This window comes from Streptomyces sp. NPDC012510, assembly GCF_042955065.1.
Lineage (GTDB): Bacteria > Actinomycetota > Actinomycetes > Streptomycetales > Streptomycetaceae > Streptomyces.
Genome location: NZ_JBIBEN010000024.1, coordinates 36,269 through 49,146, shown reverse-complemented (window position 1 = coordinate 49,146; position 12,878 = coordinate 36,269). Strand labels below are relative to the sequence as shown.

Annotated in this window: 12 protein-coding genes; 7 read left to right on the top strand and 5 right to left on the bottom strand. The window is 71.0% G+C overall.

The window, feature by feature from the left end; translation table 11 throughout:
* Positions 1 to 43 precede the first annotated feature (43 nt).
* Complete coding sequence (locus ACFY9I_RS34130) at positions 44 to 541, top strand: hypothetical protein (protein ID WP_391008679.1); 498 nt, start codon at positions 44 to 46, stop codon at positions 539 to 541.
* On the opposite strand, the gene ACFY9I_RS34125 is transcribed toward ACFY9I_RS34130, so the two are convergent.
* Both ACFY9I_RS34125 and ACFY9I_RS34120 read right to left on the bottom strand, forming a co-directional pair.
* The gene (locus ACFY9I_RS34125) at positions 518 to 1,114 is read right to left on the bottom strand and encodes a redoxin domain-containing protein (protein ID WP_391008677.1); all 597 of its coding nucleotides are present in this window, start codon (positions 1,112 to 1,114) and stop codon (positions 518 to 520) included. The genes ACFY9I_RS34130 and ACFY9I_RS34125 overlap by 24 nt on opposite strands.
* A 583-nt stretch (positions 1,115 to 1,697) precedes the next feature.
* Complete coding sequence (locus ACFY9I_RS34120; RefSeq protein ID WP_391008674.1) at positions 1,698 to 2,243, bottom strand: ricin-type beta-trefoil lectin domain protein; 546 nt, start codon at positions 2,241 to 2,243, stop codon at positions 1,698 to 1,700.
* A gap of 148 nt (positions 2,244 to 2,391) precedes the next feature.
* On the opposite strand from ACFY9I_RS34120, the gene ACFY9I_RS34115 reads away from it, so the two are divergent.
* A complete protein-coding gene (locus ACFY9I_RS34115; RefSeq protein ID WP_391008672.1) occupies positions 2,392 to 2,916 on the top strand; it encodes a DUF3515 family protein in 525 nt (174 codons plus the stop codon).
* 41 nt (positions 2,917 to 2,957) lie between these two features.
* Here the strand turns inward: ACFY9I_RS34115 and ACFY9I_RS34110 are convergent, their stop codons facing one another.
* The gene (locus tag ACFY9I_RS34110; protein ID WP_391008669.1) at positions 2,958 to 3,470 is read right to left on the bottom strand and encodes a hypothetical protein; all 513 of its coding nucleotides are present in this window, start codon (positions 3,468 to 3,470) and stop codon (positions 2,958 to 2,960) included.
* Positions 3,460 to 3,942 carry a TnsA-like heteromeric transposase endonuclease subunit gene (locus tag ACFY9I_RS34105; RefSeq protein WP_391008666.1) on the bottom strand — a complete coding sequence of 161 codons (483 nt, stop codon included), beginning with the start codon at positions 3,940 to 3,942 and terminating at the stop codon, positions 3,460 to 3,462. Before ACFY9I_RS34105 ends, ACFY9I_RS34110 begins: the two co-directional genes overlap by 11 nt.
* Before the next feature lie 183 nt (positions 3,943 to 4,125).
* Here ACFY9I_RS34105 and lon point away from each other — a divergent pair, with 183 nt between their 5' ends.
* Positions 4,126 to 6,528, top strand: a complete 2,403-nt coding sequence (gene lon, locus ACFY9I_RS34100) for an endopeptidase La (protein ID WP_391008663.1) — start codon at positions 4,126 to 4,128, stop codon at positions 6,526 to 6,528.
* A gap of 217 nt (positions 6,529 to 6,745) precedes the next feature.
* Positions 6,746 to 7,240, top strand: a complete 495-nt coding sequence (locus ACFY9I_RS34095; protein ID WP_391008660.1) for a MarR family transcriptional regulator — start codon at positions 6,746 to 6,748, stop codon at positions 7,238 to 7,240.
* 439 nt (positions 7,241 to 7,679) lie between these two features.
* On the opposite strand, the gene ACFY9I_RS34090 is transcribed toward ACFY9I_RS34095, so the two are convergent.
* Entirely contained in the window at positions 7,680 to 8,465 is a 786-nt protein-coding gene (locus ACFY9I_RS34090) for a protein phosphatase 2C domain-containing protein (protein WP_391008657.1), read from the bottom strand.
* A gap of 377 nt (positions 8,466 to 8,842) precedes the next feature.
* Here ACFY9I_RS34090 and ACFY9I_RS34085 point away from each other — a divergent pair, with 377 nt between their 5' ends.
* The 3 genes from ACFY9I_RS34085 to ACFY9I_RS34075 are packed head-to-tail and all read left to right on the top strand — an operon-like array spanning position 8,843 to position 12,803.
* Entirely contained in the window at positions 8,843 to 11,809 is a 2,967-nt protein-coding gene (locus ACFY9I_RS34085; protein WP_391008654.1) for a nitrate- and nitrite sensing domain-containing protein, read from the top strand.
* Complete coding sequence (locus ACFY9I_RS34080) at positions 11,806 to 12,309, top strand: roadblock/LC7 domain-containing protein (RefSeq protein ID WP_391008651.1); 504 nt, start codon at positions 11,806 to 11,808, stop codon at positions 12,307 to 12,309. The genes ACFY9I_RS34085 and ACFY9I_RS34080 overlap by 4 nt, the downstream gene beginning before the upstream one ends.
* Entirely contained in the window at positions 12,306 to 12,803 is a 498-nt protein-coding gene (locus tag ACFY9I_RS34075) for a DUF742 domain-containing protein (RefSeq protein WP_391008648.1), read from the top strand. The genes ACFY9I_RS34080 and ACFY9I_RS34075 overlap by 4 nt, the downstream gene beginning before the upstream one ends.
* Positions 12,804 to 12,878 lie beyond the last annotated feature (75 nt).

Below are 12,878 nucleotides of genomic sequence, written 5' to 3'. Positions count from 1 at the left end.
GGGCGGCCTCCCGCAGCGGGAGACCGCCCCTGGAGGGAAGATCATGAAAGTCACATCCGGCAACGTCCAGTTCGGCAAAGCCACTCTGGGAAGTGCCCTCTTCTACGCCGTGAACGTCACCGTCAGCTCATCGCTGATCGGCCTGGTCGTCGACCGGGCCTGGGCCTCCTTCGCAGACGGTCCCTGGGACCCGCTGCTCTACGGCGAAAGCAGCGATCTGCTTTTCCCCGCCGCCTGCCTCCTCGTGCTGACGGCGGCCCGCCTCATCCTGCCCCTGGCGCCACGCTGGAAGGCCATCCTCGTCGACAGCTCCCTCTACCTGCTGACGCTCCTGATCTGCTACGGCGCGGGCTCCCTGGCGGACGGCGAGGGCGTCGGCACCGCCTTCGGCGGGGCTTTCTTCGTCGCGCTCCTGTCCCTGTTCACGCTCCAACTCCCCGCCGCCTGGGCTCTGATCGCCTGGGCCACCGGCCACCTCAACCCCACCGCGCCCCGCGGCGAGCAGAGCCCGGCCTCGTCACCGGCCGGCAGTCTTCTTTGACGGTTTCACCGCCCAGGAGGTCATCTCCTCCAGCATCTTGCGGTTGATCGCCCCCGACCACGAGGCGGCGATCTTGTGCCGGGAGTCGATGACGAAGGTGAAGGGCACCCCCTGGGACTGGAGGACGCCCTTGGGCATGTCCAGGGTGGACTTCCCCGAAGGATCATGCAGGTTCGGGTAGGGGACGTCGAACTCCTCGATGAACGCCTTGGACGCGGCGATGCCGCTCCCGTGGTTGATGCCGACCACGACCACGCCCTTGCGCTTCATCGACTTCTCGTAGTCGACGAGCATGGGCATCTCCAGACGGCACGGCCCGCACCAATGCGCCCACGCGTTGACCACGACCGTCTTGCCCCGGTAGTCCGACAGCCGAAACGGCTTCCCGTCGACCGTCGTCCCCTTGATGTCCGGGGCATCGGGACGGCTCTTCACGTCGATGGTCAAAACCCCACTGTCGGACACGCGGTATCCGGTCCGCTCGGAGCCGTCCATCGACGTGACGGCAAGGATGCCGCCACCCCCGACGACGGCGACGGCGGCCACGGCAATGGAGACGGTGGAACGCTTCACAGGTCAAATCCTCGCTCGGTCACGGAATATGCCTGCCATCCTCCCAACGCCCCAGGAACATCCCGGCGTTGGGGTGCTGCCCTCAGGGGCAGTGCCCAAAGAGCCCCATCGCCCACCTGTTCGAGCCGCGCAGCATGAAGGACACTTCCCCGCAGCGCGGGAGGGCAGAGAACGGAGTGCTGCTGTGCAGGTAGGAAAAGCCGCCATCTCGGTCGCGATAGCGGCCAGTGTGTCGCCGCGAAGGACAAGGCGGCCTGCTTCACCATGAGCGGCAAGACCGGCAAGGGCGCCACCCTGCGCCAGGCGAAGTGCTCCAAGAACTCCACGTAGCGCTGGGACATCGAAGGCGTCCTGATCGGCAAGCCCTCCGACTCCTACTATTGTGGAACCTCAACAACATGAGGATCACCAACTTCTGGTCCAAAAAGTCCATCCTGAGCCCGAACAACAAGAGCGGAACCAAGCTCAAGCTCGGAAGAAGGGCGGCAGCGTCAAGGACGAACGCTGGGGCCTGTCCTGACCCGCTCCCGCACATGGGGCAGGGCCCGCACCGTACGGTGCGGGCCCTGCCCCATGCGGGCTGTTACAGCGCGGTCGGGTCGTTCTTCTTCCAGATCAGCGAAAACGCCTGCTTCTTCAGCTGCGCCGTCTTGTTCGAGTACTTCATCAGTGTGATCTTCGAGCCCTTCTTGTCCGACTGCGCCGACATCACCAGCTTGCCCGAGCCGTAGGAAATGATCCGCCGGTCATCCAGCGTCCACCACTGCGCCTTCGACTTCTTGTTGCACCCGTACTGATGCACCGACGCACCCGACTTCTTCGACGTCGGCGCCAGGCACTTGCCCGACTTACGGTTCTGGATCGCATAACGCGGGCGCTCGGCCGGCTTGTTCGCATTGAGCCAGTTCAGGTTCCAACGCTGCGTCGTGGACTTCTTGTTGCAGCCCCGCAGCTTCACCGCCGCCTTGGACTTCTTCGAGTTGTCCATCGAGAAACACAGGCCGGTCTTGCCGTACACCTTGGTAAGACCTGTGTTCTTGTACGGGTCGCCCGCGGGCGCCGCCCCCACCGGCGCGGCCACACCCCCCAGCACCGCCACCGCGGCACCGGACACCACCACAGCCTTCATCGTCCTCAACACCACAGGTCCCCTCCCACAACACGCTCGCGGCCCCTGCGGCCCGAGTCCGCCCGAGCCTACGCACGACGATCACCAGGCGGTATTGGCCCTGGGGGCAGCGCACTTGAGGGCAATACCCGCCTCCTACAGTTCCCTCATGCCCAAGCACTCCCGCACCCTGCCCATCCTCGCCAGCGTCCTGACCCTGGCCGGCGCCGCCCTGCTGGCCATCCAGTTCCTGCCCGCCGCCGCACCATCGGCCGAAGGCGCCCCCCAGGCCAAAAGCGCCATCTGCCGCGACCTGGCCGAGGGCTACCCCGACAAGATCGGCGAACACGAGAAAACCGCCACCTCCCCCGGCGCCGCCGTCTACGGCGACAACGTGATCACCCTGCGCTGCGGACTGCCCGAGATGCTGCCCACCACCGACATGTGCGTCACCGCCAACGGCGTGGACTGGGTACTGAAAAACAGCGGACAGGACGAGGGCGACAAGACCATCACCACCTTCGGACGCAAACCGGCCGCCGAAGCCGTCATCGACCCCGAAGTGCCCTCCGACGTCGCCCTGGTCGAGCTCGCCGCAGCGGTGAAGAACCTCCCCCGCAACGGCCACAAGTGCATCGACCAGGACGACGCCGCACGCCCCAGCCCGACCGGCAGCACGCACCACACCCCCTGACAGCACGAAGGCCCGCACCCGGTCAGGGTGCGGGCCTTCGTCTACGGGGACGCCCTGCGGGCCTCCGCAGCCGCGGGCGGCTGAAGTCCGGTCTCCGGTTGTGTGGAGCCTTCGGTCTCGGGTGCCGCGGCGGGCGCGGGGGCGGCGCGGGCGGTGCGGGTGCGAGCGGCCACCTTGGCCGACCGGGTGTCCGGGCCGTGCTCAGCACGGGTGAGCAGGCCGTCCAGAACGCGGGCGTCAGCCGTCTCGTTGGTGTCGTCCAGTCCGGCCTCGGCCGCCAGACGGCGCGCGTATTGCCACTCCTTTGCCGCCGTCGGCACCGCCTCCGGGAGCGCCGTCAGCAGCCCGGACGGCTCCAGCGCGGGCAACGGCTCCGTGCCGGTGACGGAGAAGTCCGGCGCCGCCATCAGATGCGAGGCCAGCACCACCGATTCCGCCCCGGACTGCGACCGCAGCCGCACCGCCGTACCGGCGAGCGCCACCACTTGGTGGTCCCCGTCGCCGTAGGTGATCCAGTCACCGGGCCGCAGCACCGCCCCGCGCTCAGCAGCCACCGGCCACCCCCGCGGACACCGCAGCTTCCGTGTGCAGCGGAACGGACAGGCCCACGGCCAGCTCGTGCGTCCACAGCAGATGGAACAGCACCGGCAGCACCGCGATCTCATCCCCCACCGAGGCCGCCCCGTCCAGCAGCGGCCGCGGCTCGGCGAACGCCGCCAGCAGCTCGGAGGCAACCCGCTCCAACCGGTGCCGGGGATGGCGGTAGCCGGCCAGCCAGCGCACATTGCGCACCACGATGGCGTCCGGTGCCCCCACCAGCCGAAACTCCCAACCCACCTGAGCGAAGGCCGTCCGCGTCGCCTCGAACTTCGCCACGTCCCGAGGCTTGCGGCGATCCGCCGGACGGCAGTCGACCACCACCGCCGTGCCGTCTTCCCGGCGGGCGAAGTAATCCGGCGCGTGCGAGACGGCCTTCCCCGCCTCCGACCGCCAGAAGAGCCAGAACGGCTGCGAGGAGATCCCCACCGCATGCACCACGACCAGCTAACGCTGGCGAGATCACTTGCCGGATCAAGCTGACCTTTGCAAGGTCAAGCGCTACAGGACACGTTTTGATCGCCCACAGCGAACGTCGCTCCCTCGGGGAACATTCACCGGCTCATGTGCATTGAGTCGGCATAGCTCAACTTGACTGCCGAGGGAGAGATCATGGCTTCGACGTCCGCACCGCTCACCCTGCCCGTACTGCCGCTCGACGACGAGGTCGTGCTGCCCGGCATGGTGGTGCCGCTGGACCTCAATGACACGGATGTACGGGCCGCGGTGGAGGCCGCGCAGGCGGCGGCGCGGGCGGTGCCCGGGAAGCCGAAGGTGCTGCTGGTGCCGAGGATCGACGGGGCGTACGCGAGCACGGGTGTGCTCGGGACCGTCGAGCAGGTCGGACGGCTGGCCGACGGGGACCCGGGGGCGCTGATCCGCGCCATAGGGCGAGTGCGGATCGGGGCCGGGACGACCGGGCCCGGCGCCGCCCTGTGGGTGGAGGGGACACGCGTCGACGAGAGCGTGCCGGAGCCGCTGCCCGGGCAGGTCGCCGAACTCGTCAAGGAGTACAAGGCACTTGCCACGAGCTGGCTGCGCAAGCGTGGCGCCTGGCAGGTCGTCGACCGGGTGCAGGCCATCGACGACGTGTCCGCGCTCGCCGACAACTCCGGGTACTCGCCCTTCCTCACCACGGAGCAGAAGATCCAGCTCCTGGAGACCGGTGACCCGGTTGCCCGGTTGAAGCTCGCCACCCAACTGCTGCGCGACCACCTCGCCGAGCAGGACGTCGCCGAGACCATCGCCAAGGACGTCCAGGAAGGCGTCGACAAGCAGCAGCGTGAGTTCCTGCTGCGGCGTCAGCTCGAAGCCGTCCGCAAGGAACTGCGCGAGCTGAACGGCGAGAAGGACGGGGAGGAGTCCGACGACTACCGGGCGCGCGTCGAGGCCGCCGACCTGCCGGAGGCCGTCCGGGAGGCCGCGCTCAAGGAGGTCGACAAGCTGGAGCGGTCCAGTGACCAGTCGCCCGAGGGCGGTTGGATCCGGACGTGGCTCGACACCGTGCTGGAGCTTCCCTGGAACGAGCGGACCGAGGACGCGTACGACATCCAGGGCGCGAAGAGCGTCCTCGACGCCGAGCACGCCGGGCTGGAGGACGTCAAGGAGCGCATCACCGAGTACCTCGCCGTGCGCAAGCGGCGTGCCGACCGGGGGCTGGGTGTCGTCGGCGGCCGGCGCGGCGGCGCGGTGCTCGCCCTCGTCGGGCCGCCCGGCGTCGGCAAGACCAGCCTGGGCGAGTCCGTGGCGCACGCCATGGGGCGGAAGTTCGTCCGGGTCGCGCTCGGTGGTGTGCGGGACGAGGCGGAGATCCGCGGGCACCGGCGTACGTACGTGGGCGCGCTGCCCGGTCGTATCGTCCGCGCCATCAAGGAGGCCGGGTCCATGAACCCGGTCGTCCTCCTCGACGAGATCGACAAGGTCGGCTCCGACTTCCGGGGCGACCCGGCCGCCGCGCTGCTCGAAGTCCTCGACCCCGCGCAGAACCACACCTTCCGGGACCACTACCTGGAGGTCGAGCTGGACCTGAGCGACGTCGTCTTCCTCGCGACGGCCAACGTGCTGGAGGCGATCCCCGAGGCCCTGCTCGACCGGATGGAACTCGTCCGGCTCGACGGGTACACCGAGGACGAGAAGGTCGTCATCGCCCGGGACCACCTGCTGCCCCGGCAGTTGGAGCGGGCCGGGCTCGACGCCGACGAGGTCGTGCTCGACGAGAGCGCGTTGCGCAAGCTCGCCGGTGAGTACACGCGCGAGGCGGGCGTACGGAACCTGGAGCGGTCCGTGGCGCGGCTGCTGCGCAAGGTCGCGGCCCAGCACGAACTGGGGCAGCGCGAGCTGCCGTTCACCGTCACGGACGGCGATCTGCGCGCGCTCATCGGGCGCCCGCACCACGTGCCCGAGTCCGCCCAGGACCCGGCGGAGCGGCGTACGGCCGTGCCGGGCGTGGCCACCGGCCTCGCGGTCACCGGCGCGGGCGGCGACGTCCTGTACGTCGAGGCGTCGCTCGCCGACCCGGAGACGGGCGCGGCGGGGCTGACGCTCACCGGCCAGTTGGGCGACGTGATGAAGGAGTCCGCGCAGATCGCGCTCTCCTTCCTGCGCTCGCACGGCGCCGAACTGGAGCTGCCCGTCGCCGACCTCAAGGACCGGGGCGTGCACATCCACTTCCCGGCGGGGGCCGTGCCCAAGGACGGGCCGAGCGCCGGTATCACCATGACGACCGCGCTCGCCTCGTTGCTGTCCGGCCGGCTGGTCCGCACCGACGTGGCCATGACCGGTGAGGTCTCGCTGACCGGGCGCGTCCTGCCCATCGGCGGGGTGAAGCAGAAGCTGCTCGCCGCGCACCGGGCGGGCGTCACCACCGTCATCATCCCCAAGCGCAACGAGCCCGACCTCGACGACGTCCCCGCCGAGGTCCTCGACAAGCTCGACGTCCACGCCGTCACGGACGTCCGCCAGGTGCTGGAGCTGGCGCTCGCCCCGGCGGGGGTGGAGGTGCCGGTGGCGGCGTGAGCGGCTTCGGCGCGCACGGGTCGAAGGCTCCGGTGGCGGCGTGACGGACGTCCACCGGGTGGTGGGAGGCCCGGACCCCGTGAGGGAGATCCGGGCCTTTCCGCTTGTCAACGGCCACGCGGGTGGTGGACCGGGGCGGTCCGGACGGGGCCCGGCCTGCGAAATACTGACGTCCGCGGAACCGGACAAGGCGAGATCGGACATCAGGAGCGCTGACGTGCACGACGAGGGCGGAAACGGCGAGGGCGGCGGTGTCGAGGCCGGACTGCCTGCGGGCGGGATGGACCAGGCGTTCCTGGCGCTGGAGAGGGAGCTGACGGTCCTGTTGCGGCGGGCCCGCGCCAAGTCCGGGGAGATGGCCCGTGCCGTCCACCCCGACCTGGAGTCCGCCGCCTACGGCCTCCTCGCCCGCCTCGACGAGGCCGGCCGGCTCCGGGCCACCGAGCTCGCCGCCTACATCGGCGTCGGCAAGGCCACCATGTCCCGTCAGCTCCGCGCCCTCGAACACCTCGGCCTGATCGCCCGCGAACCCGATCCCGCCGACGGCCGCGCCTGGCTCGTCCACCTCACGGACGAGGGCCGCGCTCGCTTCCGTGCGGTACGGGACGCACGGCGCGGCGCGTACGTACGGCAACTGGCCGGCTGGGATCGCGACGAGGTGGCCGAACTGGCCCGGCTCCTGCAGCAGTTGAACCGGGGAGTGGAGAGCTAGGAGCGCACGTGACCGGGAGCCGTTGGCTGCCGGGGGCCGGGGGCCGGGGGCCGGGGGCCGGGGGCCGGGGGCCGGGGGGCCGGGAAGCGGGAAGCGGGAAGCGGGGATTAGGGGGGCCCGGGGCAGTGAGGGCGGGCAGGCTTGGGGCCGGGAAGCCGGGAAGCCGGGAAGCCGGGAAGCCGGGAAGCCGGGAAGCCGGGAAGGCTCTGGCAGCGGGGCCGGTAGCCGGTGGGCGTGGAGGTCGCGACTTGTGGGGTCGGAGGCGTGGGGTGTCCGGGAGTTCGGAGGCGGTGAGGTCGGCGGTCGGCAGAGGTGGTGCCGGCGTCCGAGGGCCAGGGGACTGGACATCCGGCGGCCGGGAGCCGTGAGGCGGAGCGAGGGTGGATGGATGCCCTGAGAACGGTGGCCGGAGCCGGGAGGTGGGCAGCCGGTGGGGCCGTCACCAGTTCACGAACACCACGCTCGCGTCGTCGTGGCGTTTGCCTCGGCCCAGGAATGCTCGGTCGACGTCGGTGGTTTCGAGTTGCCGTACCCGCTCCACCAGTCCGTGGGCGCCCGCCTTCCGTACGAAGGTGAGGCAGTCCGTCCAGTCACCCTCGCGGAACTTCTCCACCCAGCGGGCCGCCCCGTCCGTCAACGCGGCCAGGGCACGGACCTGTTCCAGGGGGACGGTTCCGGTCACCGCGCGTGCGGCCACCGCCGGGTCGGCGGCGGCGGTCCAGAAGCCGCCCTCCTTGTTCCGGACGGTGGAGTCGGCGATGGCGGCCGTCGCCAGGGAGGCCGCCGGCAGCCGGGACAGGCGGTCGTCCAGTACCGCCGTCACCACGCCGTCCGGACTCTCGAACAGCAATGCCGAGTCCGACAGCACCAGATACTCCACGGCCGTCGGCGACCAGCGGGCCAGGGCCACTGTGGCCTGCGGGGTTCGTGGGTGAGAAAGGTCACAGGTTTGGGTGTGGGCCCGGGCGGTACGAGAGATGGCCTGTGAGAGGACGTCAGGCAGCGGTGAATCCCGTTCCGAAACGGATAGTTCGGTCAGGGTGCCACCGAGGCGGGAAGTGAACCATGCGACCGAATGTCGACAGCCGTACTCGCCGGGCGGTGGAGTCACGCCGTCGAGGAGCACCAGGGCGCCGCCCTGTCCCCCCGCGGGCAGGGCGACCGACGCGAAGTCCTCGTTGGGGCGGAGGGGGTCGCCGGGCTCCGAGACGAGTTCAGTGCGCATTCGGCCAGTCTGCACGAGCCCTCCACGAGATCTGTGAAAGGCCGACAATGGTCGCCGTACGACCCGGACCCTCCAGACGGGGCGCCGGGTTTGGCATGGAATGATCGTGAGTGGTGAAGCGCGGCGGCGAATACTGTCAAAGCGCGTCGCCGACGTCCAACCGGTCGACCGAGCGGGGCGCGGTCACGAGCCGGAGGAACTTGCCCGCCAACTCCCCGGGGATGTTCACTCCTTCGGGTGGCGGGACTGATGATGCGGGACCACTGCCCACCGGCACTGGGAGGGTCGGGAGCCGTACCGGGGGGACGGCCGTAGTTGACCAGTTGACGGATCGTCACCCGGGCCCATGGGTACACGAGTCAGGAATGCGAGCACCGGTGCAGAAGACGCGGCCTCGGCGCACAGGCAAGCAGGCAGCCTCGAAGGCCTCCGCGGCCTCCCCGAACCAGCGGGGGACGGCCGAGGCCCCCACCGTCGGCACCGGACGCAAGGCGCACGTACGCAACCGGCTCATCGTCGCCGTGGCCGTCGTGGCCGCCGCCATAGCGGGCGCGGGGGCGCCCTCGATCCTTGCCGCCTCCGAACAACTGCACGACACCCAGAGCCTGGTCACGCTCGCCGGACGGACCGAGGAAACACTCACCCTCGCCCACGCGCTGGCCGACGAGCGCGACGAGGTCACCGCGTACATCGCCGCCGGGCGGCCCAAGTCCGCCGCGCCCAGCGAGCAGCACGGTGACCGTGTCGACCGCCAGGCCGAGGAGCTGAGCGCTGACACCGGCACCCCCGCCGCGCTGCGTGAGGACATCGGGTCCATCACCGGCGTACGGGAAGCGGCACTCTCCGGTAAGAGCACCGCTCTCGAAGCGCACACGGCGTACACCGCCGTCGTCACCGAACTCCACTCCCTCGCCGAGGAGCTGGCCGAGCAGCTGCCGCCCCGCGCGGGCGGCGGCGCCCACGCGCTCGCCGAACTCGACACCGCCGTCCAGCAGGCCGCCGCCGCCCGAGGCCTCCTCGTCGCCGCGCTCAGCGTCCCGACGACCACCCAGACCGTGATCGACCCGGTCACCGGGCTGCCCACCACCACGACCGGCGTCTCCGCCGCCGACAAGAAGGAGCGCGACGCCCTCAGCGCCGCCGCCCAGCAGGCCCGCGTCCGTTCCGACGCCGCTCTCGCCGACTTCCGCGAGACCGCGCCCGCCGCGTCCCGGTCCTCGTACGACGCCACGGTCACCGGCCCCGAGGCCGACACCGCCGACAGGTACCTGACCGACCTCACCGGCCGTCCCACGCTCTCCGACAGCGAGCAGGGCACCGACGCCAAGAAGGTCGACGCGGCGCTCTCCGCCCGTGTGGACCTGATGCGCGGCGCCGAGTCCTCCCTCTACGACCGGCGCACCAAGGACCTCGCCCAGCTCCGCGACGACGACGTCACCGCCCTGGAGATCCGGATCGCCGTCCTCGGCGCCCTGATGCTCCTCGCCGTCGGCGTCGCCACCGGCATGGCCCGGTCGCTGACCCGCCCGCTCGCGGTGCTGCGCATCGGCTCCGCGCGGGTCGCGGGCGACCCGGTCGCCGAGGAACCGATCAGGTTCACCGGGCGCAACGACGAGTTCGCCCAGGTCGTGCGCTCCGTGAATGCGCTCCACGCGCACGCCCTCGCGCTGCACGAGCGCCTCGCGCCCCTGGAGGGCGACCGCAAGCACCTCATCGGCCAGCGCCAGACCATGGCCGACGACCGCGACCGGCTCCGCGCCGAACTGGCCGAGACAACCGCCCATCTGACGAAAATCCAGCACAGCGTCCACGCCACCTTCGTCAACCTCGCGCTGCGCACCCTCGGCCTCGTCGAGCGTCAGCTCGCCGTCATCGAGTCCCTGGAGGAGCGCGAGCAGGACCCCGACCGGCTCGCCACCCTCTTCAAGCTCGACCACTTCGCCACCGTCATGCGCCGCCACAGCGAGAACCTCCTCGTCCTGGCCGGCCACGAGCACGTCCAGCACCACGCCGGACCCGTCCCGCTCGTCGACGTCGTGCGCGCCGCCGTCAGCGAGATCGAGCGCTACGAACGCGTCCGCATCGCCACGCTGCCGCCGCACGCGCATGTCGCCGGGTTCGCCGCCGACGACCTCAGCCACCTCCTCGCCGAACTCCTGGAGAACGGCACCTCCTTCTCGCCGCCGGAGATGTCCGTCGAAGTCACCGGCCGGCTGACGGAGAACGGCGAGATCGCCCTCTCCGTCCTGGACGGCGGCATCGGCGTCGCCCCCGACCGGCTCGCCAGGCTCAACGCCCGCATCACCGACTTCGACCCCGAGGCCCCCTACGACCAGGAGGACGGCGAGGGCCTCGGCCTCGGCCTGTACGTCGTGGCCCGCCTCGCCCACCGACTCGGCATCCCCGTACGGCTCCAGGAGCACGACTCGGGCGGTACGGCGGCGGTCGTCGTCCTGTCCCAGGGACTGCTGGCCCCCGCGCCCGCCGTACCCTCGGGCACCCCGGATTCGATCACGCCGGCGCTCTCCCTGCCGGGCGCCGACGCCGAGGCCAACTCGAACATCCTGCCCGGTCGTTCGGTCACCGTCCGTGAGCCGGAGGGCGACGGAGACCCGCTCATCGAGGCGGCCGAGCGGGCACTGCTGGCGAGGGAAGCCGTGGGGACGGCCGTCGACGCCGCTCAGGCCGCCGGGACCGTCGTACCGGAAGACGACGCGCCCCCCGGCCCGGCGGAGGCCGAGGCCGTGTCCGTGTCCGAGACGACGATGGAACTGTTCGCTCCGGCGGCCCCTGGGGAGGCCACCGAGGACATCGATGGCACGGACGCCGGCGGCACGGATGCCGATGGCACGGATGCCGGCGGCACGGACGCCGATGGCACGGATGCCGACGGCGCGAACATCCACGGCGCGAACATCCACGGCACGAACATCCACGGCGCGAACACCTACGGCACGGACGCCGACGACCCGTACGGCACCGAGGCCGAAACCCATGAGCGTGCCGCCGACGGGGCTGACGCGGCGCGCCAGGCGGAGGTGTCGCGGGCCCAGGGGGCGAGGGGAGAGGAGACCCCCCGCCTCACCGACAAGGGCCTGCCCAAGCGCACGCCCAGAATCACCGCGCACACCCCCACGACGCCCAGGCCACGGGTCGGGGGCGTGAACGCCGATGAGCTGCGCCGCCGCCTCGGCGGATTCCACCAGGGGGCCAGGGAGGGGCGTCGCGACGTGGAGGCGGAGATCGCCGAGCAGTCGGGCGAGACGCGTATGCCCGCGCCACACGAGTACCGGACAGAGGCAGTTGACACCACGGGGGGCACTTCCGAGGAGGAAAGCAGTTGACCGCGCCCATTACCTTCGGACTGAGCAGTGAAGCCCGCAATCTGCACTGGCTGCTGACCAACCTCGTCGAGGAGGTGCCGGGACTGCTGTCGGTCGCGGTGGTCTCCTCCGACGGCCTGCTGCTGCTCTCCTCCGACCCCGGCAGAGTCGCCGAAGCCCGCCGGGCCCAGGACGGGCAGCCCCAGGGCCCCCGCGGCTCCGCCGCCGACCTGGCCACCATCGTCTCCGGCATCGGCAGCCTCACCATCGGCGCCGCCAAGCTGATGCAGTTCGGCGGGGTCAAGCAGACGATGGTCGCGATGGACGAGGGCAGTCTCTTCGTGATGTCGATCAGCGACGGCTCGCTCCTCGGGGTGCACGGCGCCCCGGACTGCGACATGAGCGTGGTGGCGTACCACATGGCGCTCTTCGTCGGCCGCGCCGGCCATGTCCTCACCCCGGAACTCCGCAGCGAGCTGCGCAGGTCCCTGGAGGCCGAGGCGGCCGGGAGCCGGCGATGAGCGGTCCGAGGAAGACCAAGGCACGTGCCGCCAAACCGGGTCCGGCGAAGAAGCCCGGCGGGCCGAAGAGCGCGAAGAAGCTCCCCGTACGCGGCGGCGACCGCAAACCCGCCCGGGTACGCCCCTACTCGCTCACCGGCGGACGCACCCGCTCCGGCCACGTCCTGCTCGTCGAGACGTTCGTCGCCGTACTCGAAGCCCCGGCGGAGCGGCTCGAGTTGGCAGGGCTCCCCTCCCCCCGGGTGGGCGATGCGGGAGGATCACCCCACGCCAAGGTGATGCCCGAGATGCGGGCCATCGTCGAACTCTGCCGCCGCATGCGGACGGTGGCGGAGATCGCCGCGCTGCTGAGAATGCCGCTCGGTGTGGTCCGCGTCCTCCTCAGCGATCTCGCGGACCAGGGAAAGATCCGCGTGTACGGAACAGGTCATGGACCGGGACAGCCGGACCGTGCTCTGCTGGAAAGGGTGCTGAGTGGACTCCGCCGTCTCTGACGCCGCCTCGGCCGGCGTCAACCCCGACGCCTCGGCCGGCGTCATCCCGGGCGTCGACGACGACGCCCCCCGCGT

Excerpts from the sequence above, each read along its gene's own strand:
- lon (WP_391008663.1), top strand. The coding sequence starts at position 4,126 with ATGGCTTCGACGTCCGCACCGCTCACCCTGCCCGTACTGCCGCTCGAC.
- ACFY9I_RS34090 (WP_391008657.1), bottom strand. The coding sequence starts at position 8,465 with ATGCGCACTGAACTCGTCTCGGAGCCCGGCGACCCCCTCCGCCCCAAC.
- ACFY9I_RS34120 (WP_391008674.1), bottom strand. The coding sequence starts at position 2,243 with ATGAAGGCTGTGGTGGTGTCCGGTGCCGCGGTGGCGGTGCTGGGGGGT.
- ACFY9I_RS34115 (WP_391008672.1), top strand. The coding sequence starts at position 2,392 with ATGCCCAAGCACTCCCGCACCCTGCCCATCCTCGCCAGCGTCCTGACC.
- ACFY9I_RS34130 (WP_391008679.1), top strand. The coding sequence starts at position 44 with ATGAAAGTCACATCCGGCAACGTCCAGTTCGGCAAAGCCACTCTGGGA.
- ACFY9I_RS34075 (WP_391008648.1), top strand. The coding sequence starts at position 12,306 with ATGAGCGGTCCGAGGAAGACCAAGGCACGTGCCGCCAAACCGGGTCCG.